We start from the raw sequence: 23,645 nt of genomic DNA, 5'->3' as shown, positions 1-23,645 counted from the left end.
CTGCTGTGCGAATGTGCGACTACATAGACGGGTATCTCGGATATTTTAGCGGTGATGCGGACTACTCCAATACATGACTGGAACGGCTGCATCTGCTGCATAGGCTATATGATATAATGTGAGAATTACCAAGACATACGGGTGGGGCGATGAAGCATGGCTAAAGACAGGCAGGGGCTGCATTTCTCGGAGCTGGTCTGGGAGAGTACGGAGCAGAATGTGGCGATTCCGCCGCGCGGTGTTGTAGATGAAGGCAGCCGGAAGCCTAAGTCAGCGCCGGTTAAGAAAACAACGTCCGGTTACGATACAGTCCAGCTCCAGTTATGGGATATGGAAGAGAGTGCGGAGCCGGTAACCACTACAGAGAGTGAGTTCGTTCAGCGTGCCCGTGAGCTTGTAGAGCACAAGGAGCCTGCGGCGCTTTTCGTCCCGTTCAAAAGCTACTGGCCTACCTACGGGCATATGACCGGCGCACAGAGCAGATGGTATTTTTTCTGGCGGGATGAAGTCCGGCAGGGGAGATACCCGAAGACCGATCTTTCATATATCTTCCTGCATATCTATGAGCTGATTAACGGCGTGGGCTGGGATGAGCCTCAGGAGGGCTGCCGTCAGCTCAGCCTGCTGTGGGAGGCCTACCGCGATAATTACAAACGTCTGGATCAGTACCTTGGCGGGTGGATTGCGGATTTCTCTTTTGTCCATAAGCTGGATATTCCGCTCTCGGAGATCGTGGCCCGTTCGCGTGGGCTGGCGGGGGATCTGGCTGAGCTTGAGCTGGTCCGCTGCCTGTCGGCTGCCCCGGAGCAGCTTAGCATTGAGGTGCTTAGTGTGATGTCGGACTATGATATCAGCAAGTCGAAATTTTATACCGGCGAGGGTAAAATCGCTGCGGATCGTTACATCCCCCAGGTAGTAGCCCTAATTGATGCTTATGTCGCGCGGAAGCACGGCTCGAATCTGATCACGATGTTCCCGCCTAGCCCGCCAATCGTCCGTGAACGGTATTTGTTCCGCAGTGCGGTATACGATATCTCCCTGTATGGTTATTCTGTTCTTGTGCCTGTTATCCGTGTTAGCAAGTCCCCACCGCTGCGCAGCCTGATTACCCGCCTCTTCCGGCTGACCGAGAATAAGCTGCGGGCGCTGATGGGCTACCGGGGAAGACTGAAGGATGTACGGGTCGATGCCGATATGGATGATCTCGTCACCCGTTTTCTGGAGCGTGAATTCCGCAAGGCGGAGCAGGAAGAGAAGGGACCGGCGGTGGTCATTGACCAGCAGAAGCTGGAGCAGCTGGAAAGCGACTCCGAGGTGGTGCGTTCCCTGCTTACGGTGGAAGACACAGGGGAGCCGGGTCATGAAGATGATGCGGATTGGGGAATTGAGTCTGAAGAAGCACATGGAGAAGCCGGATTGGCTGGTATCGGAAATGCTGTGGATGCGTTTGGGAGAGCTGAATCAGCGGGCGAGGAAAGTGTTTCCGCTTGCTCTTCAAAACCTGAAGAGCAAGCGGGCCAGATCACCGGTGGTGAGCACGTAGTAGTGCACCGCGAAGAGCCTCCCGGTGATTCCCTGTCCGCCGGACAGAAGCTTACCGCTTCCCATCCGCCAACCTCTGATAGCGAAGCGGACCGCTGGACACTGTTTGCTTCGGAGCTGACTCCGCTGCAACGGGAGACCATGCTGGCGCTGGCAGAGGAGGACGGTTCTGCGAAGGTGCAGCGGCTGGCTGCGGGAGCAGGAACGATGGCAGAGCTGCTGTACGATGAGATTAATGAGCTGGCAATGGACAGTCTGGGAGACCTCATCATTGACGGGGAAGAGCTGACCGAAGAATGTCTAACCATGCTGGACTATATAAAGAGGTGAAATTCGTAAATGAACCCACTCAAAATACCGAAGCGGATGACCACCGCGCTCGTCAATTCGCTGACAGCGGGAGTTGTACCGCGTATCGGTCTTGAACATATCGCCGTCGGCCGCCGGCCGGAGGTGGAGGCGATTCTCCGCGATATGGAGAACATCGCCGATGGCGGAGCCGCCTTCAAGCTGATTACAGGCAAATTCGGCAGCGGTAAAAGCTTCCTGCTCCAGATCATCCGCAACTATGCGATGGACCGCGACTTCGTGGTTGCCGATGCCGATCTGTCGCCGGAGCGGCGGCTGGTGGGCACGAAGGGCCAGGGGCTCGCCACCTACCGCGAGCTAATGAGCCATCTCTCGACCCGGACCCGTCCGGATGGAGGGGCGCTGGAGATTATGCTGCAAAAGTGGATCATGACGCTGCAGCAGGCTGTGATGCAGGAAAAGGGCTACGGCCCTGACGCACCGGAGCTGGGCGATGAGGTCGAGCAGCGCATTTATTCAGTGGCCTCTGAGATGCGCGGGCTGGTACATGGCTTCGACTTCGCCAAGGTGTTGGCTTCCTACTGGAACGGACACAAGCTGGCCGATGACGAGCTGAAGCAGGATGCCCTGCGCTGGCTGAGGGGAGAATTCCCGACCCGTACGGAAGCGCGGAAGGCACTAGGGGTTGGTGTCATCATCGATGATGACAACTGGTATGACTACATGAAGCTGTGGGCAGAATTCACCGGAGCTATCGGCTATAAAGGCTTGTTGCTGTTCATCGATGAAGGGGTGAACCTCTACAAGATTACGAACAGCATCTCGCGGCAGAGCAATTACGAGAAGCTGCTGACCATGTTCAATGATACGATGCAAGGCAAAGCAGAGCGGCTGGGCATCTTCGTTGGCGGTACGCCACAATTCGTGGAGGACCACCGGCGCGGACTGTTCAGCTATGAGGCCTTGCGCTCCCGGCTGGTGGCCGGACGGTATGCAGGCAGCGGGCTGAACAATTACACAGGACCGATTATTGCACTGGATATGCTCTCCCACGAAGAGATTCTGATCCTGCTCCAGAAGCTGCGGGACATTCATGCGCTGCATTACGGATATGAAGCAAGACTAACGCAGGAGCAGCTGGTGCATTTCATGGAAGAGGCGGTCAACCGGCTGGGGGCTGATGAACTGCTCACCGCACGTGAGGTGGTGCGGGACTTCATGGATCTGCTGCATACCCTGCACCAGCACCCGGAGATTTCATTCGAGAAGCTGGTCGGAGAGCGGACTTCGCGGCCTGCCGAGACGGAGCAGAATGAGTTGGACGGCTTCCTGGCGGAGTTCGACCTATGAGTGATAACCCGTTCTACCGGCTAGCTCCGTTCATCAAGGAATTCATCTACAAGAACCGCTGGGATACGCTGCGCGAGGCGCAGGTCGATGCCTGCCGCGTGCTGTTTGACACGCCTCATCATCTGCTGATCGCTTCAGGGACGGCCTCAGGCAAGACAGAAGCGGCCTTCTTCCCGGCGCTCACGGAGCTATATGAGCGTCCGTCTGCATCTGTAGGTATCCTGTATATCGCGCCGCTGAAGGCGCTGATTAATGACCAGTTCACGCGGCTGAACGATCTGTTGCGTGAAGGGAACATTCCGGTCTGGCACTGGCATGGCGATGTGCCGCAGGCGGACAAGACCAAGCTGATGCAGAACCCTTCGGGGGTGCTGCAGATTACCCCCGAATCGCTGGAGGGCCTGCTGATGAACCGCCCGAATGCGATCCCGGCCCTGTTCCATGATCTGCGCTTCATCGTCATCGATGAAGTTCATGCCTTCATGGGTGCGGACCGCGGCATTCAGGTGCTGAGCCAGCTGGCGCGGATCTCGCGGATGGCGGGCTGTCATCCGCGGAGGGTTGGCCTCTCTGCGACCTTAAGCGACTACGCTTCCGTCACGGAGTGGCTGGCAGCGGGCACGCGCGAGAGCGTGGAGGTCAGCGCGCCGCAGGGCGGGCGCAAGCTGCGGCTGAGCGTGGAGCATTTTTCGTTCCCGGATGCGCGGGACGAGGGGGAGGCCGAACACCTGGAGCGGGCGCGCCAGGCTTATTATGGCTTCATCTATGATCACACGCATGTCAAGAAAGCGTTGATCTTCACGAACAGCCGCACCGATGCCGAAGAGGCCATCCTGGAGATGCGGCGCATTGCCGCTAAGCGCGGCGAGCGGGATGTCTTCCATGTGCATCATGGAAGCATCTCCGCGATGCTGCGCGAAGAGACGGAGGCCACGCTCCGTGAGGGTGCGGGGCCGGCGGTTGCTGCAGCGACGCTGACGCTGGAGCTGGGAATTGATCTGGGCGAGCTGGAGCGGGTGCTGCAGCTCGGCGCGCCTTATAGCTGCGCGAGCTTTGTGCAGCGGCTGGGCCGCTCGGGCAGGCGCGGGGACGCCGCCTCCGAGATGATCTTCGTCACGCCCGAGGAGGAGGACGAGGAGGCGCAGCTCCCGGCGCGCATGCCGTGGACGCTGCTGCGGGCCATTGCCGTCATCGAGCTGTACGTACGCGAGAAATGGGTAGAGCCGCTGGTCGTGCGCCAGCTGCCGGTCGGTCTCCTGTATCATCAGACGATGAGCATCCTGAAGAGCATGGGTGAAGCAGAGCCGGAGGAGCTGAAGGAGGCTGTGCTAAGCCTTCCGTCCTTCCGAAGCATTGATCCCGCTGATTATGATGACTTCATGGAGTACATGCTGGGCATGGGCCATATCGAGAAGATGGATGAGGGCAGCCTGCTGATCGGGATGGCGGGCGAGAAGATCGTTAACAACTTCCGTTTCTATGCGGTATTCAAGGACGATGAAGAGCATGTCGTCTATAACGGGACGGAGGAGATCGGGTCCATTACCACCGTTCCGCCTCCGGGCTACTGCTTCACACTGGCAGGCAAGCTATGGAAAGTCGAAGAGGTGGACAACCGTCACAAGGCTGTCTATGTCAAAGGCTCACGCGGCAAAGTAGACACCTTATGGCTAGGCGCAGGCGGAGATGTCCATACCCGAATTATGACGAAGATCCGCGAGGTACTAGGATCTACGGCCTTGTACCCTTACCTTGCGCCAAGCGCAGCCGCCAGACTGGAACGGGCCCGCAGGCTCGCCAAGGAGAGCGGACTGCTGACACGTTCCGTTCTGCCAGCCGGGGGAGACTCCATGTTCATCCTTCCGTGGGCTGGCAGCCGCCAGTTCCGTACCCTGGAGCGCCTGCTGAAGAACAATCTGAAGGAGCCGCTGGGCTTGCGCTCGGTCGTGCCGATGGAACCGTATTATATGGTGGTCGCCGGTAAAGTGGACGCAGAGAAGCTGGAGGATGAGATCATCGCCGAGACCGCTGCCGCTACGGATGCACTCACGCTCCTGAAGCCGGATGAAGCCCCTTACCTCGGCAAATACGATGAGTTCATCCCGCATGACCTGCTGCGCAAAGCCTTTTCGCTCGACGGCCTCGATGTCCCTGGACTGGTCAGCGTGATCAAACAGTGGAAGTTGCCTACGGCATAATAGATATAGCGATACCCAAATAACGGAGGTGAAATCATGAGCGAGATTGCTAAAACACCACAAACACCTTATTACGCAGTGATTTTTACATCGGAACGAACAGATGGGGATAGCCAATATGCGGAAATGGCAGATGAAATGGAGAAACTTGCATCCGTCCAACCTGGATTTCTCGGAGTAGAAAGTGCCAGAGAAGGTGTAGGTATTACTGTGTCTTATTGGGATTCTCTCGAAGCTATACACCAATGGAAACAAAACGAACGACATTTAGTAGCCCAGAGCAAAGGGATATCCGATTGGTATCTTGCTTATAAAACAAGGGTATGCAAGGTTGAACGGGATTATGGATTTGAAAAGGCTTGAATAAGCCGAGTATGGGAATTCAACAAAAAGCAGCCGATCCTATAGGGACCGGCTGCTTTTTATTGAACGGCGGGACTATAACTTTTGCACCACATAGATGAGATTCATTCCACAATCAAGTGTGCCCGGTAATTCTTCCTGATCCCGCACCAATCTCCAAAACTTTATTTACTAGAACTCGCCCTGATTAAAACCCTTAATTTCCCAAACTATAAAAATGAGCATTTCTGAACTCAAGAAAACAGGGAGACCGGAAATAATCACCCTCCTCATTCGCTTTGCATGTTGAGGGCGGTCCATGTTTTAAATGGTTGACGGGGACATTGAAACTAATTAATCTCGTTGCTGCACACCTTTGAACCACACAGATTTGATTGACAAGGTATCCGAGATGTTGATTGTCGGATCACCGGTTACTAAAATAAGGTCAGCGCGTGCACCTTCGGCAATACGACCGCGATCATTAAGACCAAAGCAACGGGCCGGTTTTGCGGTAGCTGACTGAAGCGCTTCTATCGCAGTGAACCCGGCCTTCACCAGCAATTGCATCTCATGATGGACGCTGGCTCCATGAGCAAGGCCGCCAAGATTCGGAACAGGAACCGGAGCGACATCCGTCCCAACCAGAATATCAACTCCGGCACGGTGAAGGTCCATCACATTTTTAAAGCTGTTCTCCATATTGCCTTGCGGAAACGTATTGAAGCTTGAGTTCAAAATATCGATCCAATCCGAACTTAGTTTGGAATGAACACGAGGATCATTCGCCAATTCCGATGCCGGATTTCCAATGATAGATGAATTCAACACTAAGCACGGTGTAACAAAAGCGCCTGAAGCCGCTATGGACATTACTAACCGGGACGTATACTCGGGTCTGTCGATAAACAAGTGTCCCAAACCGTCGACTCCTAGATCAATGGCCTCTTGCGAGGAAAGAGCCGTCAATACGTGGGCGATGACCAGCTTATCGAACTTGTGGGCTTCAGTCACGGCTGTTTTTAGAATCTCGTCGCTTAGTACAGGCAGGCCAGGCGCACCCATGACCGTTCCTTCTTCAATCATGATTTTAATATAGTCGGCGCCATTCTCCACTTGGGTATGCACATGTTTAACCGCTTCTTCCACCGTCGTCACTTGCGGTATTTCTTCGTGATCGTGAGCGTATGCAGCCAACATTGATTCCCGGTCTTCCTCCGATAACTTCTCTAGTTCCTTTAATACGAATTCCGGTATTTCATCTCCATCTGGCAATAATTCATCCGGGTGTCCGCCCGGAGCAGTGATCGCCATGCCAGCAGAACGGACGTCTGCGACGTCATTCACATTTTTCAACTGAATCTCGCGCCCTCTTTTAGTAAAATCGCCGTTCATTTCGAGTTCTGTCGTCACGCCGAATTTTAGTGCATCTCGTAATCCGCCGATCGAGGTGTGGACATGTGCATCAATAAGACCAGGCAATAGAGTCGCATTTTCTCCATCAATAATCGTTGCATCGGCCGGAAGGTCTCCGCCCACTGATATTATGGACTCACCCTTAACGACAATATGTCTTGGCGCAATAATTTGATTTCCATCAAAAATACGTATATTCGTAATTGCCGTAACTTGTTCTAACGCAGCATTTTGTGTGACCTTCTCCATTTGAATTCCTCCCAAGTGTTTGTAATCTAAACAATTAGAATCATAACTATTAGTTAACTAACTGTCAATTGGCTAATATTTATTTTGACAAGTATATAGGATCACAGTATAGTTTAGTTGCTTAAAGTTAGATTGCTAACAATCACAGGGGGGACGATCATGCAATCCCGAGAGATTACGCCTTATCTCGATTTGTTTCAGATTATCGGTCTTAAGTTAAAGAAAAGAGCGGACGAAAGTATAAAAGAGCAGGGGTTAAACGCTCAACAAGGAAAAGTAATCGATTATATTTACCAGAACCAAAATAATCATATTATTCAAAAGAATCTTGCCGATCGGTTTCAACTACGTGGGGCCAGTATTACAACCATGCTTCAAGGTCTAGAACAAAAAGGGTTCATCGAGCGCAAAATCCCGGCCAATAATGAACGGCAAAAAAATATATATGTATTGCCAAAAGCGGTCGAACTGATTGAGGAATTTCAAGATTCGTTCCGAAAGGTAGAGGAAGAAATTGTTCAAATCCTTACCGAGGAGGAGAAGCAAATCTTGAAGGAAATATTGATCAAAATTAATGAACAATTATCATAAAGGAAAAACCATCCTATTTTAGAACTTAATTATCAATCTTTGTTGATATTTCCTTGTTCATTGGAGGACTTTGTAGGATTTAACGAGGACGATTGGTTACTCTAGTTGTGCAATGAAAGAAGAAAGAGTGAGAATTCATGGAAGCAATTATCTTAGAGCGTCTACCAGATCCAGCAATGTTACAAAAGCTAATGAAAATCCAAGCATCACTGAATATTATTCTTTGTCCGGAGGAATGGCTTCGTTACCATAGCTATGTTCAAGATTGGAATGAGGGTGTTTCTATGGCGAAAATAGATAATGGATCAGGGGATCATCTGTTTATTTTGTTTTCCCCTGAAGGCTCCATCATAAAAGGCTTCGATCATGAATCCGGATTAAGCCCATATGCGCAAGATGAGCATAAAGTATGGCAAGGGATTTATGATGATGTCCCCAAGGAATTATTATCTTTACTCGATGATGAAGCATTTGAAAAAGACGATGTAACTTTTTGTATTTGGCGTAAAAACAGTGACAGGAACTGGAACAAGGGAAACGTTGAGATTCCAAAAGGTGCAAGCGATGGTTCTGATTTTTTACTGGGCTGTATATTCCATACGCCAGAGGATTTTGTGGAATTTGCATCAGATTATTTTGATTTACCCTTATCCTTAGAGGTTGTTGCAAAAATCTACGATGATCTCCCCATTACTGAAGAGATGATCCATATCTTGAATTCCAGCTGTGATGTAAAGGAAGTTCTTCAAGAATTAGCGTTATTATGAAGCAGCGGAGTGGAGATTTGGAACTGTAGGAGCAGTAGCAACCGGCCGGAAGTCCAAATGTTCACCGCAGTGCCGACGAAGCTTCAAGTTCGAAACTTAAGTGTGTCTTATAGCTTATATACATACAATATACGAGGTGACCCAAGATGGATTCTACGGCAAAAGTAAGGCTGGCATCCTCAGCCGATGCTGAAGAACTTTCCAGACTCAATCAGGAATTTAACGGCGGGGTAACCAGACCCGCAGCTAAGATCAGGGAACATTTGAATATAAACCGTAATGAACTGATTGCCGTAGCAGAGATGAACGGTAGAATCGTTGGTTTCGGCTGTGGTCAATGCTACTCTTCCTTTTGTTATGATGAGCCCTATGGAGAAATAACCGAACTCTACGTAGAAGAAGCCGCCCGAAGACAAGGAATGGCCATGGCCCTTATTGCTTGCCTGGAAGAAAATTTCAGACAATGCGGAGTGAAAAGTATAAAGGTACTGACAGGCAGTAGCAACACTGCGGCCATTAGCACCTATGAACAGTGCAGCTATGTGAAAGACGATGAACAGCTGTTAGTGAAAAGCTTAGGGGATTAACCATACCTAGAAAAAACAAACCTCATTTCTGCAGTTCCCACCTTGTTGTAAGCGCTCTCTGTGATGATAATTAGCTTATCACGACAGAGGGGGCTTTAATTATGGTCAATAGAAAAATGAAGCAAACCGCCACCGTCGCGTTCGCCGCGCTAATGGCAGTAAGCCTTGCCGCATGCGGGAACTCGAACAACAATGCCAATTCCAAGGCTAAGGACACCGCCGCACCGAACGCCGCCACAGGCAGCGGCAATGCCGCAGCTACAGATGCACCGAGCGATAAAAAAGTAACGCTTACCTTCCAGAACATCTACCCCGATCCCGCAACGCCCAATTACAAAATGATCCGTGAGCTGACCGACGCGTACATGAAAGAGCATCCCAATGTGAAAATCGAACTCGACACGCTGAACACGGACCAGCAGAAGGTGAAGCTGAAGACACAGGCTGCCTCCAAAGAAGTGCCGGACATCACCATCGTGAACCCGGCAGCCCAAATGAAACCGTTCGTCGATGCAGGATTGTTCGCTCCGCTGAACGACATGCTCGATCAGAATGGCCTGAAGGACACGTACCAGAAGGGCCTCCTCGACTACTACAGCTTCGATAATAATGTGTATGCCATCCCCGACGGTAACAACATTGAAGTCGTCTACTACAATAAAGACCTGTTCGCCCAAGCCGGCATCGCTGCCCCTCCAACTACCTTCGAGGAAATGCTGAAGGATGTGAAGATCCTGAAGGATAAGGGCATCACACCACTGGCCATCGGCGAAAAGGATTCCTGGACCGGCTCGTTCCTGTTCATGAACATTCTGCTGCGCACTAACGGCGGCCCCGGCTTCCTGCAAGATGTGCTCGATGGCAAAAAGACCTTTGAAGATCCTGCGTTCATCGAAGCAGTTGACGCCTTCCAGGCCCTGGTTCAAGCGGGTGCCTTCCCTGACGGTGCCACCTCCATTGATGCCAATGCTGGCGGTAATATTTTCAAGACAGGTAAAGCTGCCATGTGGTCCATCGGTTCCTGGGAGACTGGCGCGATTGACGCTTCCCCGGTAGCCGGTAAAGTGGGAGCCTTCCAGTTCCCGACAGTGAACGGCAAGGGAGATCCCAACGAATTCATGCTGGCCCCCGGCAGCGCCTTCGCCGTATCGGCCAACAGCGAGCATCTGAAGGAAACCAAGGACTTCCTGAACTACTTCGGCACCGAGTATCCTAAGAAGCAATTTGAGCTGAAGAACGCTGTGGGGATCGGCCAAAAGGTAGATGGCGACCTCAAGGCTGCCGGGTATTCCGATCTGGCAGTGAACATTGCCGGACTGTTCAACCAAGTGAAGGGCGGCGACCTGGCGTTCGATAACACCATGAACCCTGCAACCGCACAGGTCCACCTCAGCAGCATTCAGAACCTGTTCGTCCAGAAGATGGATTCCAAGGCGGTAGCCAAAGAACATCAGGCTGCTTTTGAAGCCAACAAATAACCAGCAAGTCAAATAGTAACCGTACAACTGTCCTACTCGATGCGAAGCCAGCTGATTCAGGACGCTTCGCATCGGGTTTATCATGCACTTTTTAAAGTTAATGGCATTAATTATTAACTGTATAAATCATTAGACAAAGAAGAATCTGCTTGATAGGAGGCGGGAAAGATGAAAGTCCTTAAGGTGCCGGCACGCACAATCGCCGTCTTCATACTGCCATGTCTGCTGCTCTATGTGTGCCTGGTATTCGTTCCCATACTGGTCTCATTATACACGGGCTTATTGAAGTGGGATGGTCTGACGACCTCTCAGTTCGTCGGCTTCGGCAACTTCAAGAATATGTTCTGGCATGACCCGGTGTTCTGGCCCTCTGTACGGAGAACGCTGCTGTACGCCGTGGCTTCCATGCTGGAAATCCCGCTCTGTCTGGGGATGGCGATCCTGCTTAACCGCTATCTGCGCAGAGCCAATACGCTGGTGTCGATCTACTTCACGCCGGTCATCTTATCAGTCGTTATTATTGGACAACTCTGGAAGACCATCTATAACCCTACTTCGATGGGGGGCATGCTGAACGGTGTGCTGGTGTCCCTGGGGCTTGAGAGCTGGACGCATAACTGGCTGACCGAGCCTAACATCGCCATGTATTCTCTGTATCTGGTGTCCCTGTGGCAGTATTTCGGCTACCATCTGCTGATTCAGTATACCGGAGTGCAGAACATTCCCGACGAGCTGTACGAAGCGGCCAGAATTGACGGGGCTGACGGCTTCAAGGCGGATCGTTACATTACGCTTCCGCTGATCATTCCGATTTTCAAAATCTCGATCATCCTGGCGTTTATCGGGTCCCTGCAAGCCTTCGACCTGGTTATGGTCATGACTGGCGGCGGTCCTGCACATGCAACGGATGTCATCTCCACCCATATGTATAACAGTTCCTTCTTGTCCTTCAAGTATGGCTACGGCAGCGCGATTGCGACCTTCCTCGTGGTGGTCTGTCTCATTTTTACCGGCATCATCAACATGATCTTCAACCGGCTTGAGCGAAAATTCGAATAGGAAAGGAGTGCGCGGACCATGCGTAAGCTTAAAAAAGGAATCGTGTATCTTCTTTTTGCCATTCCTGTCATTACCCAGCTCTACCCGCTGCTGTGGCTGCTGTTATACTCCCTGAAGACGAATGAGGAGATTCTGGACGGGAGCTTCTTTTCTTTTCCGCGAAAATTCCAGTGGCATAACTACTACGAGGCTTACACCTCGGGCAGCTATCTGAAGTACCTGTCGAACAGTGTGTTCGTTACTGCGCTTACGATGATATGTGTCATTCTGCTGGCTTCGATGGCGGCCTATGCGATCTCCCGGTTCCGGTGGAAATACGGCAATGTCGTGATGACCATTTTCCTGATGGGGATGATGATTCCGATGCAGGCCACGCTGCTGCCGCTGATGATTATTTTCAAAAACATGCATATTCTCAACACCCACTGGTCGCTGATTCTGCCGTACATCGCGTTCTCGACTCCCATCGCCGTGTTCATATTGAGCGGCTTCATGAGAGCTATTCCACATGAGATCGAAGAATCGGCGTTCATCGACGGGGCGAGCGTGTATCGGATCTTCCGCAGCATTATCCTGCCGGTGTCCATTCCACCTGTCATGACCGTATGTATCTTAACCTTCATCAACATCTGGAACGAATACATCTTGGCCGCCACGTTCATCTCGTCAGAGAAGCTCAAAACCCTTCCATTCGGGGTCTACACCTTCGTGAGCCAGTATTCGGTCAACTACGGGAATATCGGGGCCTTCCTCGTCATGGGCGCGCTGCCGGTGATTCTGATTTACTTCTTCCTGTCGAATCAGATTACTAAAGGGATGGTGGCAGGAGCGGTTAAAGGATAAAGGGCAGGCGCTTGGATTCCTTCATTGCATATGAAATTGGTAAAGTTTTATAATAGGAAACGGCAGAACTGGGTGCGAAAAGGGGAGAGGCTTATGAAGATCGGCTTTCATTCCATTCATCATCGGTTGTTCTTGCTGTTTCTTTTTTGCATGTCCAGTATTCTGCTTATTGTCAGCCTGCTGTACTATAACCGGACTACAGACCAATTGCATGAGAAGATCGGTGATTTGTCGCAAAAAAACGTCGCCCAGAGCGCAGGCTTATTCACGCTTCTCTATAAGGGGTATGACGCATTGTCCAAGTCGCTCAGCAATAACTTCGAGATGATCCGCTTGATTAATGAGAAGACGGACGGGCCGGCGGTGGCCTATATCAATGAGCAGACGGTGACGAATATTATCGGCTCGATTTTTTATTCGCGGGACGATCTGGTGGGTATCCATGTGATCACTGACCGCGGCAAGATCTACAACTATGGCAACTATATGAATGTGGTCGATCCGAATTATAGGCAGGAGGACTGGTACCGGCAATTGCAGGCATCCTCGGGGAAAATGGTCTGGCTCGGGGTGTACCCGCACTCCCTGATCGACCAGGTGGAGGACAGCCCGGTCTTCGCCTTCGGGCGGCAGCTCTATGACCTCAATGAGCATAAGCCGATCGGCATCGTGCTGTATGAGACGGACCCGCAGCCGGTGCTGGAGGCGCTGGAGAATCTGAAGCTGGGCACGCACAGTCAGGTCTACCTGATGTCCCCGGATGGACGGTTTGTCACCTCGGCCACAGATCCGCAGCCGGACGCTGCCCGTCTGCCTAAGCTCCCGGCCTCGGAGCATGTGATGGTTCAGCAGGAGCGCGGGCAACTGGTTGTGGCGTCCAAGCTGTCTTTCTCGGGCTGGTGGGTGATGAGTATTACTCCGGACAAGGATCTGAATGTGGAGCTGGTGGAGATGAAGCGTTATCTCTTGATTGTGATCTCGGCGCTGATCCTGGTCTCCACGCTGATTGCGTCGATCGTATCGCAGACCATCTCTTCGCCGCTGAAGAAGCTGATCCGCGAGATGCGTCAGGTGGAGGTGGGGAATTTCGGCGGCATGGTCAAGGTCTCTTCGTATCAGGAGATTAACATTCTGGTTGCTTCCTTCAACCGGATGGTCCGGCGGATCGAGGAGCTGATTGAGCGGGTCAAGCTGTCCTCAGTCAGCGAAAAAAATGCGGAGCTGCATGCCCTGCAGTCCCAGGTGAACCCGCATTTTCTCTACAATACGCTGGATATGATCTACTGGATGCTGGATGAGGAGGGCAATGAACAGCTTGGCGAGCTGGTGCTCTCTCTGTCCTCGATGTTCCGCTACAGCAGCCAGTGGGAAGACGGGGCTGAGGTGAGCCTGAGCGAGGAGCTGGAGCAGATCGGGCATTACCTGAAGATCATCTCGATCCGGCTGGAGGGCCGCCTCGTGATCGTGACAGATATCGATGAACGCTGGCTGAACATAAGGGTCCCGAAGATGACGGTGCAGCCGGTCATTGAGAATGCGGTCAAGCATGGACTGGAGCCGCTCGCGCGTCAGGGGATTCTCAAGGTCTATACCCGGCAAGAGAGCGATCATCTTGAGCTAATTGTGGAGGATAACGGGGACGGAATGAACGGGGAGCAGCTGGCAAGGCTACAAGAATCGTTGAATGTGGAGGGTCCCGATAGTTCGGGCTCCAGTGGCAGAGAAGGCGGCAAAAGCGGGATCGGACTCCAGAACCTGCACCGCCGTCTGCGGTTCATGTTCGGGGAGGGGTATGGTCTACAGATTCAGAGCTTCCCCGGTGAGGGGACGCAGGTGGCGATCGTGCTGCCTATTCCAGTGGAAGGAGAGCTGCCGAGATGAATATTCTTATAGCCGATGATGAACGGGCCATCCGTGAAGGCATCAAACGCACGATCAAGCAGATCAGTGCAGAGCATCAGGTGTTTGTGGCCGGCCGGGCGGAGGAAGCGGTGAAGATTCTGGAGGAGCAGCATATCCATATCGTGCTAACCGATATTCTGATGCCGGGCATGAACGGGCTGGAATTCATGAAAATCTCGAAGCGCCGGTATCCGTATGTGAAATGGATTGTCATCTCTGCCCACAGCGAATTCTCCTACGCCCAGGAAGCGGTCCGGCTGGGGGCGCGCGACTATCTGCTGAAGCCAATCGGCAAGCATAAGCTGACCGAGCTGATCGACAGCCTGACGACCGAAATCCAGCAGGATAACCAGATCTCGCGGCAAGGCGAGCGGCTGAAGGCCAGTCTGCGGTTCCTGCGCGAGGGGGTTTTTCAGCGGCTGGCCTCCGGGCTGGATATCGGGAATCTGGACATCGACGCGTTCATTGAAGATTATCATTCCTTCTATCTGGTCATGATTCAGCTGGAGCCGGGGGATCGGAGCGCCCGTCTGGAGCATTTCATTGTCGAGAATGTTCTCTCCGAGCTGATCGAGCGGTATGGGCGGGGCTTCGTGGTCAGCTATGACCGCCAGCACCTGCTGGGCCTGATCACACCGGGCGAGAGTGTGCGGGTAGAGCAGTTCCAGGAGGAGGTGAAGACTCATCTGACGCATTATTTGAAAATCCCTTTTCAGATTATCCATTCCGGGCGGAGCTGTGACTTCCATACGGTGCCTCAGATCGTGAAGCGGATGCGGGAAGCATCGGCTTTCCAGGGGCCGCCGCTTGAGCCGCTCAAGGGGAGTGGAGAGAAGGCGATTGAAGTGGCGCTGCAATATATTAAGGAGCATTTCTATGAGGAGCTGTCACTGGAGAGAATCGCTTCGGTGGTGTTCCTGAATCCGGCATATTTCAGCCAGCTGTTCAAGCAGAAGACAGGGCAGGGATACAAGGAATATGTCACCTCGCTGCGGCTGGAACAGGCGAAGCTATTACTGCTGAATCCGGGGCTGAAGCTGGCCGATATCGCAGAACGGGTAGGATACCAGGACATGCGCCATTTTACCCAGATGTTCCGCAAGAAATACCAGCTCACCCCTACAGAATACCGCCAAGCGGAGAACATTAGCATTCTTAGGAGCAGGGGTACTCTGTGATGATGTCTGCTACTTCGATTCTTCCGTTAATCAACAGCTCTGGAAGCGCGTTAGTGAGATTACCTTTCCAGTATTCTCTGGCTTGTTCGATTTTACGGGAGAATGGAGTCGCTTCTTCCTTGGGCAACAGACTGCCGTCACCTTCAAAAATAGCTCCAGTAACCTTAAGTCTCACGATCTGCAACACTTTCCTGTGGTGCGAATCGAATATGCTTTTCCACATTAGGGCGTCTTCATAGCTCTTCGCTGCGTATAAGCAAGACAAACGTGAAGGATACTCAGGATGTTCCTGTAGCCTAACCATTTCAACGATAACCTCTCGAACCGCTCTGATGGTCTGCTCCGCATACTTAACCGTAACCTCTGCATCCTCTTTATCCAATTTCAATCCGTCATCAGTATAATTACCGTGCAGGATTTGAATAACGTCTTCCCCTTTGGAATTCATCTGTTCTTGCTCAAAAAAGAAATGATACAAGGTGTTTTTTTGCTGGTTGTCAAAATTAATGATTTGATTCAGGGCCATCTTCTTTCGGGTCACAATGTGGTAAACGTATCTTTCGCTTGCTTGCATAGTCTACCTCCTGTATATATGGATGATTACACTAAGAAACTATATGCAGATAATAACTCATACCCCGTCGCAGTGTGTGCACTATTGAATAACAGAATAGCTAAAACAAACATGATGATGAGAATGGTGTAAATAAAGGTGGAGGCTATTCCGCAGACCAGCCCGGCGATCGCGAGTCCCCGGCCTTGCTCATAGCTGTAACGGATCTCCTTAAAGGCAAGTGTAGCCAGAACGATTGCGGTAATCCCGAATAAGATGCCGACGTAAGGTATTACAATGGAGAGAATACCCAGCACAAGTGCTGCAACCGCTTTGCCGTTCATCCGCTCCTGCGGAGGCTTAGGGTACTGCTGGTAATAATTCTGTTCTCCATAGGGCGGAGGGGGATTATTCATCATCTAACTCCTTCATAGGTAGTGAGCGAATGCTCCTATTCAATCCATCAATAATTAAGCCAGTGCTCCAGCGTGACAGCGCGGGTAAGGCCAATGGATTCGGCGAGGCGGATGGAGGCGAGATTGTTCTCCAGCACCTGATACCTGGGAATGTAGCCCCGCTTCTGGGTGTGGAAGACTGCTGTGCGGACTACGCGCTGTGCCAATCCACGCTGTCTGGCAGCTTCTATGGTGCGTACGCCGCCTATTTCCCAGATTCGCTCCTCATTGCGGTACACCATACATGTACTGAGTGGCGTATCCCCGTCAAATAACGTCACAGCGAACGCCCCGTCTTCAAAATACTGCGTGATCTCCTCTAACGAATAATCATTCGCCATCCACAGCGGCAGCAGCCGTTCATCGATAGCTTCACTGACCGTGCAGGCTTCATCTGCGCTGAACCTCTGGCCTTCGGCCGAAGAATAAGAGTAGAGACTACGGACCCGCCGCAGCGTGAAATACGGTTCCAGCGCTTGGCGGTAAGCATCCTCCTGAAGCTTGAAGACCAGGTTGGCGTCCTTCGGCAACCGCTTGAGCAGGGCAGGGAAGACCTCGGGGCTGCTGTAGTCCATCAACACAACGGTGTCAGCTTCCGGGTAGGTCCGGTGATCATAGCCGAAGGTGGTGGCAGGCATAAGCAGCAGCACGCCCCACTCTTCCTTTTGTTCAATCAGCACGCAATCTATCTGAGTATGATAAGCCGTCATCATTTTGAGCAGCGTTACATTCTTCAGCGGATTCTGGCGTAATCTTTCCATTATGGTTGTATAGTGACTCAAGTGAGATCACTCCTTTTGCTCCGATTAATAGATTGTTCCATTTCATCCAGACGTTTGAACAGACGCTCATACTTGGATAACATTGCGGGATCATCTACCTGTACACTGGATCTGTAAAAAAGGATATCGCCCGTCCCCTCATTAATCCGGCCCTCCGCTTGAAGAATCTGCTTCAGGTGTCTGGCGGTTCCGAGACTGCCGGAGATGAAGTCAACCGTATCCGGGAATATCTTCCGCAGGCTTCCCTCGAAGTAGGGGAAATGGGTACAACCAAGGACCACCGTGCTGTACCGCTTAAGGTCCAAGTGTGCCAGCGCACTTTTCAGATAGGGAATGATTCTCTCTTCGTCAAAATCAAAGCGCTCCGCAAACTCAACCAGCCCGGGCAGCGGCAGACTGTCTACAATCTCCCCGTGATCGATACGGTGCACCAAATCATGATACTTCTTCTCCTGCAGCGTTAAGCGGGTGGCGAGTACCAGCACCTTCTTCTGCTTACCCTCCGATTGTTCAACCGCAGGCTTCACTGCCGGCTCGATCCCGAGCACCGGAAAGTCATACCGCTGCCGCAGCTCTTCAATCACGATGCTGGTGGCTGTGTTACAAGCGACAACCAACGCTTTTATATGCTGCCGGGCCATGAAATCCACCGCTTGCAGGATGTATTCCCTGACTTCGTCTTTCGTCTTCTCCCCATAGGGCACATGGTCGGTATCTGCATAGAAGAGGTAGTCCTCTTGCGGCAAGAGCTTAAGCGCCTGATGAAGCACGGTTAATCCGCCAATTCCAGAGTCAAAAAATCCAATTCGCATACGTCCACTCTTTTCTTGATGATTCTATTCCATAGATTATACTTGTAAGGTATCCATAACGGGATAGCCGTGACTCCAGAGAATGTTTGGCCCTCCGCCACTATCCTTATGGGTGTTTTCAAGCTCAATCTATATATTCTATTTCTATCATTAGATTTATAGTATAACTGCTCTGCCCGGCAAAAGACCAGGCTGCCCGTCCATACCTTGAGGGCAGCCTGGTCTATAAGCATAACAAAGCGGAAATCAGCTCTCGTTCTTGGTCACACCGTTAAGACTCGGCACCACATCTGCCGCTTTATTAGGAGTCACCATCTGGGGAATTTCGCTGATGCTGGCGTGATTCTGCTGATTGTTCTTACTGTCGGCACGGTTATCTGCACGGTCATGCTTCGGATCTGCACTATTCTTGGGCATACTGTTCACCTCCGTCTCTGTGGGTTAGTATGAGATTACGGTTTGTATTTTATGCCATTGGCGGGTACAGGTTATAGCCGAAGGAGGAGAACAATTATGGCTGAGAAGACCAAGGTTGTAGAAGTGGTTCCGTATGATCCGGCCTGGAAGGCGGAATACAGCAGAATTGAGGCGCGGATGCTGGAGATCGCGGGAGATCTGATTATCCGGTCTGAGCATGTGGGCAGCACTTCGATTGAAGGGCTGTGGGCTAAGCCTGTAATTGATATCGATCTGGTGATGGAGAGCTATGAACAGCTGCCGGAGATCATCCGCAGACTGCAGGCGTTCGGTTATGAGCATCAGGGCAATATGGGCATTGAGGGCAGGGAAGCCTTCAAGAGCAACCAGGATGACGGCTTCATGAAATACCATCTCTATGTATGTCCTAAGGACGGCAAGGGTTATGTAGAACATATCCTCTTCCGTGATTATCTGCGCTGCCATCCCGCTGCCCGGGAGGAATATCAGGCGGTCAAGCAGCGGCTGGCTGAGAAATACCGTTATGACATTGATGCGTATTGTGACGGGAAGACAGCATTTGTACAGTCTATTTTGCAGAAGGTGTCACAGTAGAAAAAATAGTGGTTTGCTTACCTGGGACTGGTCCAGAATCCCTCAGCGGACGGCTTATCCGGCAGCACTGCCTCGTATACACGCATTCCAGCCGGGTCATGGAACCCGAATGTTCTCCAGCCGTTCAGCTGCGGGGAACCGAAGCAGATATGCAGCTCGCGGGCTGTATTGTCACAGACCACGGACCATAAGGTGCCTAAGCCTTCGCTGTAATGGTGACAGCAGATCCCTTCGGGATATTCGCGTCCTGCGGCAGCTTTCATGGCTGCTACAGGATGGATAGCGGTGCTGTCGTCCATAAGTGCTGCCCGCAACGCGTCATATCTTGTCCATGAGTTCTCCATAACTTGCTGATTATGTAGCTGCATGGTGGGCAGGGTGTAATGGTTCGCCGAGAGCACAAGCTGGCTTGCACTTAAGCTGGCAGCAGCCGGATGGTACTGAATTGCTTTCTCGGTACCAGCCGTCTCCACGAGGGCGATGTTCCCTTGGGCGTCAGAGATCAGGAAGTTTCTGTAGTCGGCCACCGGCATGCTGCGCATGAGCTGAGCTGCTTCTTCCGCAGTAGTACATTGATCCAGCAAGGCCCGGACTACGCCTGGAAAAACAAAGCCCTCCCCGGTCATCTCCGGCCGGATTCTCCCCGAGGTGGTGGTTACGGTAAGACCTGCCTCATTCATCCCGTCATAACGCCCGAACAGCTGCAGCGCAAAGCCGGTATGTGCCGGTTTGCCCTTCACCCGGGTTGTGCTGAGCAGCAGCTGATTATACGGCTCATCCTCCCAGCCAAAATCATAATTCCGCATATGACAGATATGTCCGTTTCGCTCCGCACTTGCTCCGGTTCGAAAGACTGCCTGTGTGCAGTGGCCCGATGCCTGAAAGTAGGAATAATAGAATACGACATGGGCAGCTTCAATTCCGGTCTCATCGGCGAAGCCCTGAATTTCTTCATTTAAGCCGGGGCAGTAGCGCTCGAAGCTCTCCATGGCTTTGTCCGCAGCATACGGTGTCAGCGGGGAGGCTCCCATGAAGGGTGAGGATAAGAAGGATAGCATGGCAGAGTTATTCTTATAATGGGTTCCCAAGGCGCGTCCGACCTCATAATGAGTGCCTTCAGTAACGAGATGTGAAAATTGTACGGTCTTGCGCTGTAACAGGGGATTAGCATCCATGTGAATGCTCCTTCTTTTTCGTTATTCTCTGCGCAGAGTAGGTTCATTATAACGGGCGTACAGATCAGGCGGCAAAGCCCGCTGCGTCTCAAATCCCCGGATGTGCAGCCAAGCGGCGAAGCCCAGTCATAAATTAGTCACATTTTCACTGGAATAGAAGGAAATACTTGTATTATCGTGATTTTTAAGGTAAATTATTGGTAAGACTTTCGGATTATAATTCTTCCGGAAGTGCAACCTAATACATGGTATATGCAAGCCGAAGAGGAGCATTTCCCCCAAATGCTCCTTTTTGCGTTGCGCAGATGTTAAGGTGCGAATGAAACGGTCTGAAGCACATAGCGGATCACGAAGAACGCAATGATCAGTATGGAGAAGGCGCTGAGCAGAAAAGACACAAGGTCTCTGCCGGAACGTTTAGTTCGCCGCATTACGGTCACCTCGGAGTATAGAAATGGATTAGGCCATCAAAGGTTATGCTTGATCTATCCATATTATACATAATTATTCCATTATACACAGGAGCCGCTGCTATTATTCTATTAGCACCCGCGTGCATCCAGAGAAGAAGCCGGATGAGTCCATTACAGGACTTGGCCGGCTTTTTTAGAAAGAATTTATATGTTTTTGGGCCCCCGTAAAGTACCTGAGTCATCATCGAAGCTAAAGCCTGACTTTGTGGGGTTATTTTGCTGTCCTATTCGTCCAATCCCCCGCAGGTAATCCGCATACATTACAGAGTAACCGTTGGTGCTGTCCAGAATCTTGTATACCATCATCCACATCATCCAGAGCGAGGTGAACCACAGTGTCTGTCGAGAAGCACATGCTGGCAGCGGGAACGCCTTATGCCACACCATATTATGTCATTAGCAGCGGAGTCCCAGGACCTGTATTCATGATCATCTCCGGTGTTCACGGCAATGAGCCGGCGAGCAGCCGCGCAGCGCAGGGCATTGCCAGCCGGCTCTACCGGGGAGATCTGATGTTGCGCTCAGGGAAGCTGATTATCGTTCCGCTGGTGAACCAAATCGCACGGCGCAAGGGGATTCGCGGGAATCCTGACCTGAACCGTACCTTCCCGCGCGGACAAGGCGCCCCGGCCCGTCATCCATTGTCGGCAGCCGTATGGCAGCTTGCCTTGCGCTACCGCCCCTCCTGGGTTTTGGATCTGCATGAGGCGAACGGGCTGTCCGAGCTGAATCCGAAGCGGGTCGGCCAGACTCTGATCATCAGCCCGGTCAGCCGTGCGCATGGACTGGCGAAGCAAATTGTGATGCGGATGAATCAGACCATCACGAATAGAGCTTACCGCTTCAACATACGGCATAGGGAGCGCGCGGGAACTTCACGGATGGCCTTCCAGCGCCTGCTCGGTGCCCGGGCGGTGACCGTAGAGACCTGCTGGAGCCTGGATTATGCCTTAAGAGTAAGGCTGCAGAGCGAGATCGTCTACCACTTTCTGCGGTCGCAGGGGATGATTGGCTAATCCCATTAGCTGCTGCCCGCTGAGGAAGGCTTGCGGAGATCGAATACACTTCCGTAGCTGCCTTTGTAGACCGGTGTGCCGAACGCTTTTACCCAGTCCGCATAGAGCCTCCCCGAGCTGCCCTTAGGGACAATCACATAATCCGGCTTATCATACTTCACAATATCGGGCAAATACTCCGAGAAGCCATACATGGAGCGTTCAAAGGCCGTCCACCCGAGGGCTCCCGCCGAAGCTTTGGTGATAAAAGGGTCCTGGCGCCCGTCACAGAGGATATCCCCGCCGCGAAACATCACATAACCCGACGTTCCATAGCTGGACAGCACCCTGGGCCGTGTACCTGCCGGTGTATGCTCCAGTACATAATTCATCTCATGCACCGGATAATCTGCACTTGCAACACTTGGCGGAGCTACGAAGATGGAGACTGTGTTGATTAGTAGTCCGGCAGCGAGTCCAATAGCGATGGATCTTGTGTTTTCACGCCCTTTGAAGGTACCGGGAAGCGGCAAGACCTCGAAGAAAACAGCCGCAAAATAGGGAATGAACAGCCACATGAACAGATTCTGCTTGAAATTCGAGACTCCCAGGTAGAGGATGCCGGTCATCAGGAAGAAGCGGAAGGGCTTCTGCTGCAAGGAGAACGGTAACGTGATTGCGAAGAAGAGCAGCAGCAACAGAATGGGCAATTGATCGAACCGGCTGAAGGACAGAGGCTGCCATTCATTAATCAGCAGATTGAAGTGATTTCTAGTGACTGTGAGAATAAACAGCAGACCTTTGAACCCGCCCGGATTCGGCAGTCCTGCCAGTAGGACAAGCCCGAAGACGGCAGCACGCTTGCGGCTGAGATTGCGGGCGATCAATGACTCGAGCGCAGCCATTCCGGTGAATACGGCTATCACGAGCCATACTCCGGTATGGACATTGGCAATGACGCAGGAGAAGATTATCATTGCAGCCGCAACTTTGACGCGGGGCTTCATTTGATATTCCCGCAGGCAGACAAAGAACCAGACGATTAACGGGGAGGAGACCATTTGTGGTCTTCCTTTGAAGTAGTTATAGAAGATCCAGCAGGAGATCAGCAGGACGAAGGGCAGCAGCAGAATATGGTTCTGATCCAGCCCCAGCTCTCTGCGCGATACTTGTCCAAGGCGCAGTAGCCCCATCACTAAGGCGAACAGGCATAGGGCAGTCAGCAGATAAATCCCTGGCCAGCCGAACCCTTGATAGAGTGGTGCAATCAGAAGCTGAAACCCGGCTTCATGCGGGATATACGGCAGCCGATCTCCATAAAAGGTATGAATGGCATAATAGAGGATCTTCCCGTGCTCCAGCATATAGCGCCCGACCTCCAAATGCCAGAATGTGTCCGGGTCGTTATAGGAATACATAGGCCGCATGAGCACAATAGCAGCGGCTACCAGCAGGATGCAGGCGAGCGGATGTGCGGCAATTTTTTTAAGCATATTCATTCTCCTTCTGTATCCACGATCTGTAACCATCCCTAATATAGTAATACCATTTCCCATA

23 protein-coding genes are annotated in these 23,645 nt (G+C 52.0%); 14 read left to right on the top strand and 9 right to left on the bottom strand.

The genetic code is table 11. The features are described 5' to 3' along the window. The first annotated feature begins 156 nt into the window (after nt 1-156). From ACFSX3_RS23820 to ACFSX3_RS23805, 4 genes are read left to right on the top strand one after another with little or no spacing between them, the layout of a single operon-like run. Nucleotides 157-1,872 carry a TerB N-terminal domain-containing protein gene (locus ACFSX3_RS23820; protein ID WP_209990039.1) on the top strand — a complete coding sequence of 572 codons (1,716 nt, stop codon included), beginning with the start codon at nt 157-159 and terminating at the stop codon, nt 1,870-1,872. 9 nt (nt 1,873-1,881) lie between these two features. Next, a complete protein-coding gene (locus tag ACFSX3_RS23815; RefSeq protein WP_209990045.1) occupies nt 1,882-3,201 on the top strand; it encodes an ATP-binding protein in 1,320 nt (439 codons plus the stop codon). After that, complete coding sequence (locus tag ACFSX3_RS23810; RefSeq protein ID WP_209990047.1) at nt 3,198-5,399, top strand: DEAD/DEAH box helicase; 2,202 nt, start codon at nt 3,198-3,200, stop codon at nt 5,397-5,399. Before ACFSX3_RS23815 ends, ACFSX3_RS23810 begins: the two co-directional genes overlap by 4 nt. Nucleotides 5,400-5,435: 36 nt before the next feature. Then, nucleotides 5,436-5,762 (top strand): antibiotic biosynthesis monooxygenase family protein, encoded by a 327-nt coding sequence (locus tag ACFSX3_RS23805; protein WP_209990050.1) that lies wholly within the window; start codon nt 5,436-5,438, stop codon nt 5,760-5,762. Nucleotides 5,763-6,095: 333 nt separating this feature from the next. Here the strand turns inward: ACFSX3_RS23805 and ACFSX3_RS23800 are convergent, their stop codons facing one another. After that, nucleotides 6,096-7,406 carry an amidohydrolase family protein gene (locus tag ACFSX3_RS23800; RefSeq protein ID WP_209990053.1) on the bottom strand — a complete coding sequence of 437 codons (1,311 nt, stop codon included), beginning with the start codon at nt 7,404-7,406 and terminating at the stop codon, nt 6,096-6,098. 159 nt (nt 7,407-7,565) lie between these two features. On the opposite strand from ACFSX3_RS23800, the gene ACFSX3_RS23795 reads away from it, so the two are divergent. The 8 genes from ACFSX3_RS23795 (at nt 7,566) to ACFSX3_RS23760 (ending at nt 15,811) form a co-directional block, all read left to right on the top strand. After that, nucleotides 7,566-7,997, top strand: coding sequence for a MarR family winged helix-turn-helix transcriptional regulator (locus ACFSX3_RS23795; RefSeq protein ID WP_209990056.1), 432 nt, complete (start codon nt 7,566-7,568; stop codon nt 7,995-7,997). Between the two features lie 137 nt (nt 7,998-8,134). Continuing rightward, nucleotides 8,135-8,764 (top strand): hypothetical protein, encoded by a 630-nt coding sequence (locus ACFSX3_RS23790; protein WP_209990059.1) that lies wholly within the window; start codon nt 8,135-8,137, stop codon nt 8,762-8,764. 146 nt (nt 8,765-8,910) lie between these two features. Next, a complete protein-coding gene (locus tag ACFSX3_RS23785; RefSeq protein ID WP_209990064.1) occupies nt 8,911-9,351 on the top strand; it encodes a GNAT family N-acetyltransferase in 441 nt (146 codons plus the stop codon). A gap of 101 nt (nt 9,352-9,452) precedes the next feature. Then, nucleotides 9,453-10,829, top strand: coding sequence for an extracellular solute-binding protein (locus ACFSX3_RS23780; RefSeq protein WP_209990066.1), 1,377 nt, complete (start codon nt 9,453-9,455; stop codon nt 10,827-10,829). Nucleotides 10,830-10,997: 168 nt separating this feature from the next. Next, nucleotides 10,998-11,888 (top strand): carbohydrate ABC transporter permease, encoded by an 891-nt coding sequence (locus ACFSX3_RS23775; RefSeq protein ID WP_209990069.1) that lies wholly within the window; start codon nt 10,998-11,000, stop codon nt 11,886-11,888. Between the two features lie 18 nt (nt 11,889-11,906). Further along, on the top strand, nt 11,907-12,731 hold the full coding sequence (locus tag ACFSX3_RS23770; protein WP_209990072.1) for a carbohydrate ABC transporter permease: 825 nt from the start codon (nt 11,907-11,909) through the stop codon (nt 12,729-12,731). 93 nt (nt 12,732-12,824) lie between these two features. Then, the gene (locus ACFSX3_RS23765; protein ID WP_209990074.1) at nt 12,825-14,612 is read left to right on the top strand and encodes a cache domain-containing sensor histidine kinase; all 1,788 of its coding nucleotides are present in this window, start codon (nt 12,825-12,827) and stop codon (nt 14,610-14,612) included. Beyond that, a complete protein-coding gene (locus ACFSX3_RS23760) occupies nt 14,609-15,811 on the top strand; it encodes a response regulator (RefSeq protein WP_209990077.1) in 1,203 nt (400 codons plus the stop codon). Before ACFSX3_RS23765 ends, ACFSX3_RS23760 begins: the two co-directional genes overlap by 4 nt. Here the strand turns inward: ACFSX3_RS23760 and ACFSX3_RS23755 are convergent. From ACFSX3_RS23755 to ACFSX3_RS23735, 5 genes are all read right to left on the bottom strand, one after another. Continuing rightward, a complete protein-coding gene (locus ACFSX3_RS23755; protein ID WP_209990080.1) occupies nt 15,789-16,385 on the bottom strand; it encodes a DUF2441 domain-containing protein in 597 nt (198 codons plus the stop codon). The genes ACFSX3_RS23760 and ACFSX3_RS23755 overlap by 23 nt on opposite strands. 26 nt (nt 16,386-16,411) lie before the next feature. Further along, nucleotides 16,412-16,780 carry a DUF4190 domain-containing protein gene (locus tag ACFSX3_RS23750; protein WP_209990083.1) on the bottom strand — a complete coding sequence of 123 codons (369 nt, stop codon included), beginning with the start codon at nt 16,778-16,780 and terminating at the stop codon, nt 16,412-16,414. Between the two features lie 47 nt (nt 16,781-16,827). Further along, nucleotides 16,828-17,601 (bottom strand): GNAT family N-acetyltransferase, encoded by a 774-nt coding sequence (locus tag ACFSX3_RS23745; protein WP_379256472.1) that lies wholly within the window; start codon nt 17,599-17,601, stop codon nt 16,828-16,830. Continuing rightward, nucleotides 17,598-18,413 (bottom strand): glutamate racemase, encoded by an 816-nt coding sequence (gene murI / locus ACFSX3_RS23740; protein WP_209990089.1) that lies wholly within the window; start codon nt 18,411-18,413, stop codon nt 17,598-17,600. The genes ACFSX3_RS23745 and murI overlap by 4 nt, the downstream gene beginning before the upstream one ends. Before the next feature lie 246 nt (nt 18,414-18,659). After that, on the bottom strand, nt 18,660-18,830 hold the full coding sequence (locus tag ACFSX3_RS23735) for a hypothetical protein (RefSeq protein WP_209990092.1): 171 nt from the start codon (nt 18,828-18,830) through the stop codon (nt 18,660-18,662). Nucleotides 18,831-18,926: 96 nt separating this feature from the next. On the opposite strand from ACFSX3_RS23735, the gene ACFSX3_RS23730 reads away from it, so the two are divergent. Then, entirely contained in the window at nt 18,927-19,445 is a 519-nt protein-coding gene (locus tag ACFSX3_RS23730; RefSeq protein WP_209990094.1) for a GrpB family protein, read from the top strand. A 17-nt stretch (nt 19,446-19,462) separates the two neighbouring features. On the opposite strand, the gene ACFSX3_RS23725 is transcribed toward ACFSX3_RS23730, so the two are convergent. After that, nucleotides 19,463-20,620, bottom strand: a complete 1,158-nt coding sequence (locus tag ACFSX3_RS23725; protein ID WP_209990096.1) for a C45 family autoproteolytic acyltransferase/hydolase — start codon at nt 20,618-20,620, stop codon at nt 19,463-19,465. Nucleotides 20,621-20,928: 308 nt separating this feature from the next. Then, nucleotides 20,929-21,051, bottom strand: coding sequence for a hypothetical protein (locus tag ACFSX3_RS23720; RefSeq protein WP_339225215.1), 123 nt, complete (start codon nt 21,049-21,051; stop codon nt 20,929-20,931). 377 nt (nt 21,052-21,428) lie between these two features. Here ACFSX3_RS23720 and ACFSX3_RS23715 point away from each other — a divergent pair, with 377 nt between their 5' ends. Then, nucleotides 21,429-22,109: a succinylglutamate desuccinylase/aspartoacylase family protein gene (locus tag ACFSX3_RS23715; RefSeq protein ID WP_209990099.1), complete on the top strand. Its 681-nt coding sequence runs from the start codon at nt 21,429-21,431 to the stop codon at nt 22,107-22,109. A 5-nt stretch (nt 22,110-22,114) separates the two neighbouring features. On the opposite strand, the gene ACFSX3_RS23710 is transcribed toward ACFSX3_RS23715, so the two are convergent. Beyond that, nucleotides 22,115-23,581, bottom strand: coding sequence for a hypothetical protein (locus ACFSX3_RS23710; protein ID WP_209990102.1), 1,467 nt, complete (start codon nt 23,579-23,581; stop codon nt 22,115-22,117). Nucleotides 23,582-23,645: the final 64 nt, after the last annotated feature.

This window comes from Paenibacillus rhizoplanae, assembly GCF_042684125.1.
GTDB classification, from domain to species: Bacteria; Bacillota; Bacilli; order Paenibacillales; family Paenibacillaceae; genus Paenibacillus_AQ; species Paenibacillus_AQ rhizoplanae.
Note: the sequence above shows the minus strand (reverse complement) of the source record. Positions and strands in the feature narration are given on the sequence as shown.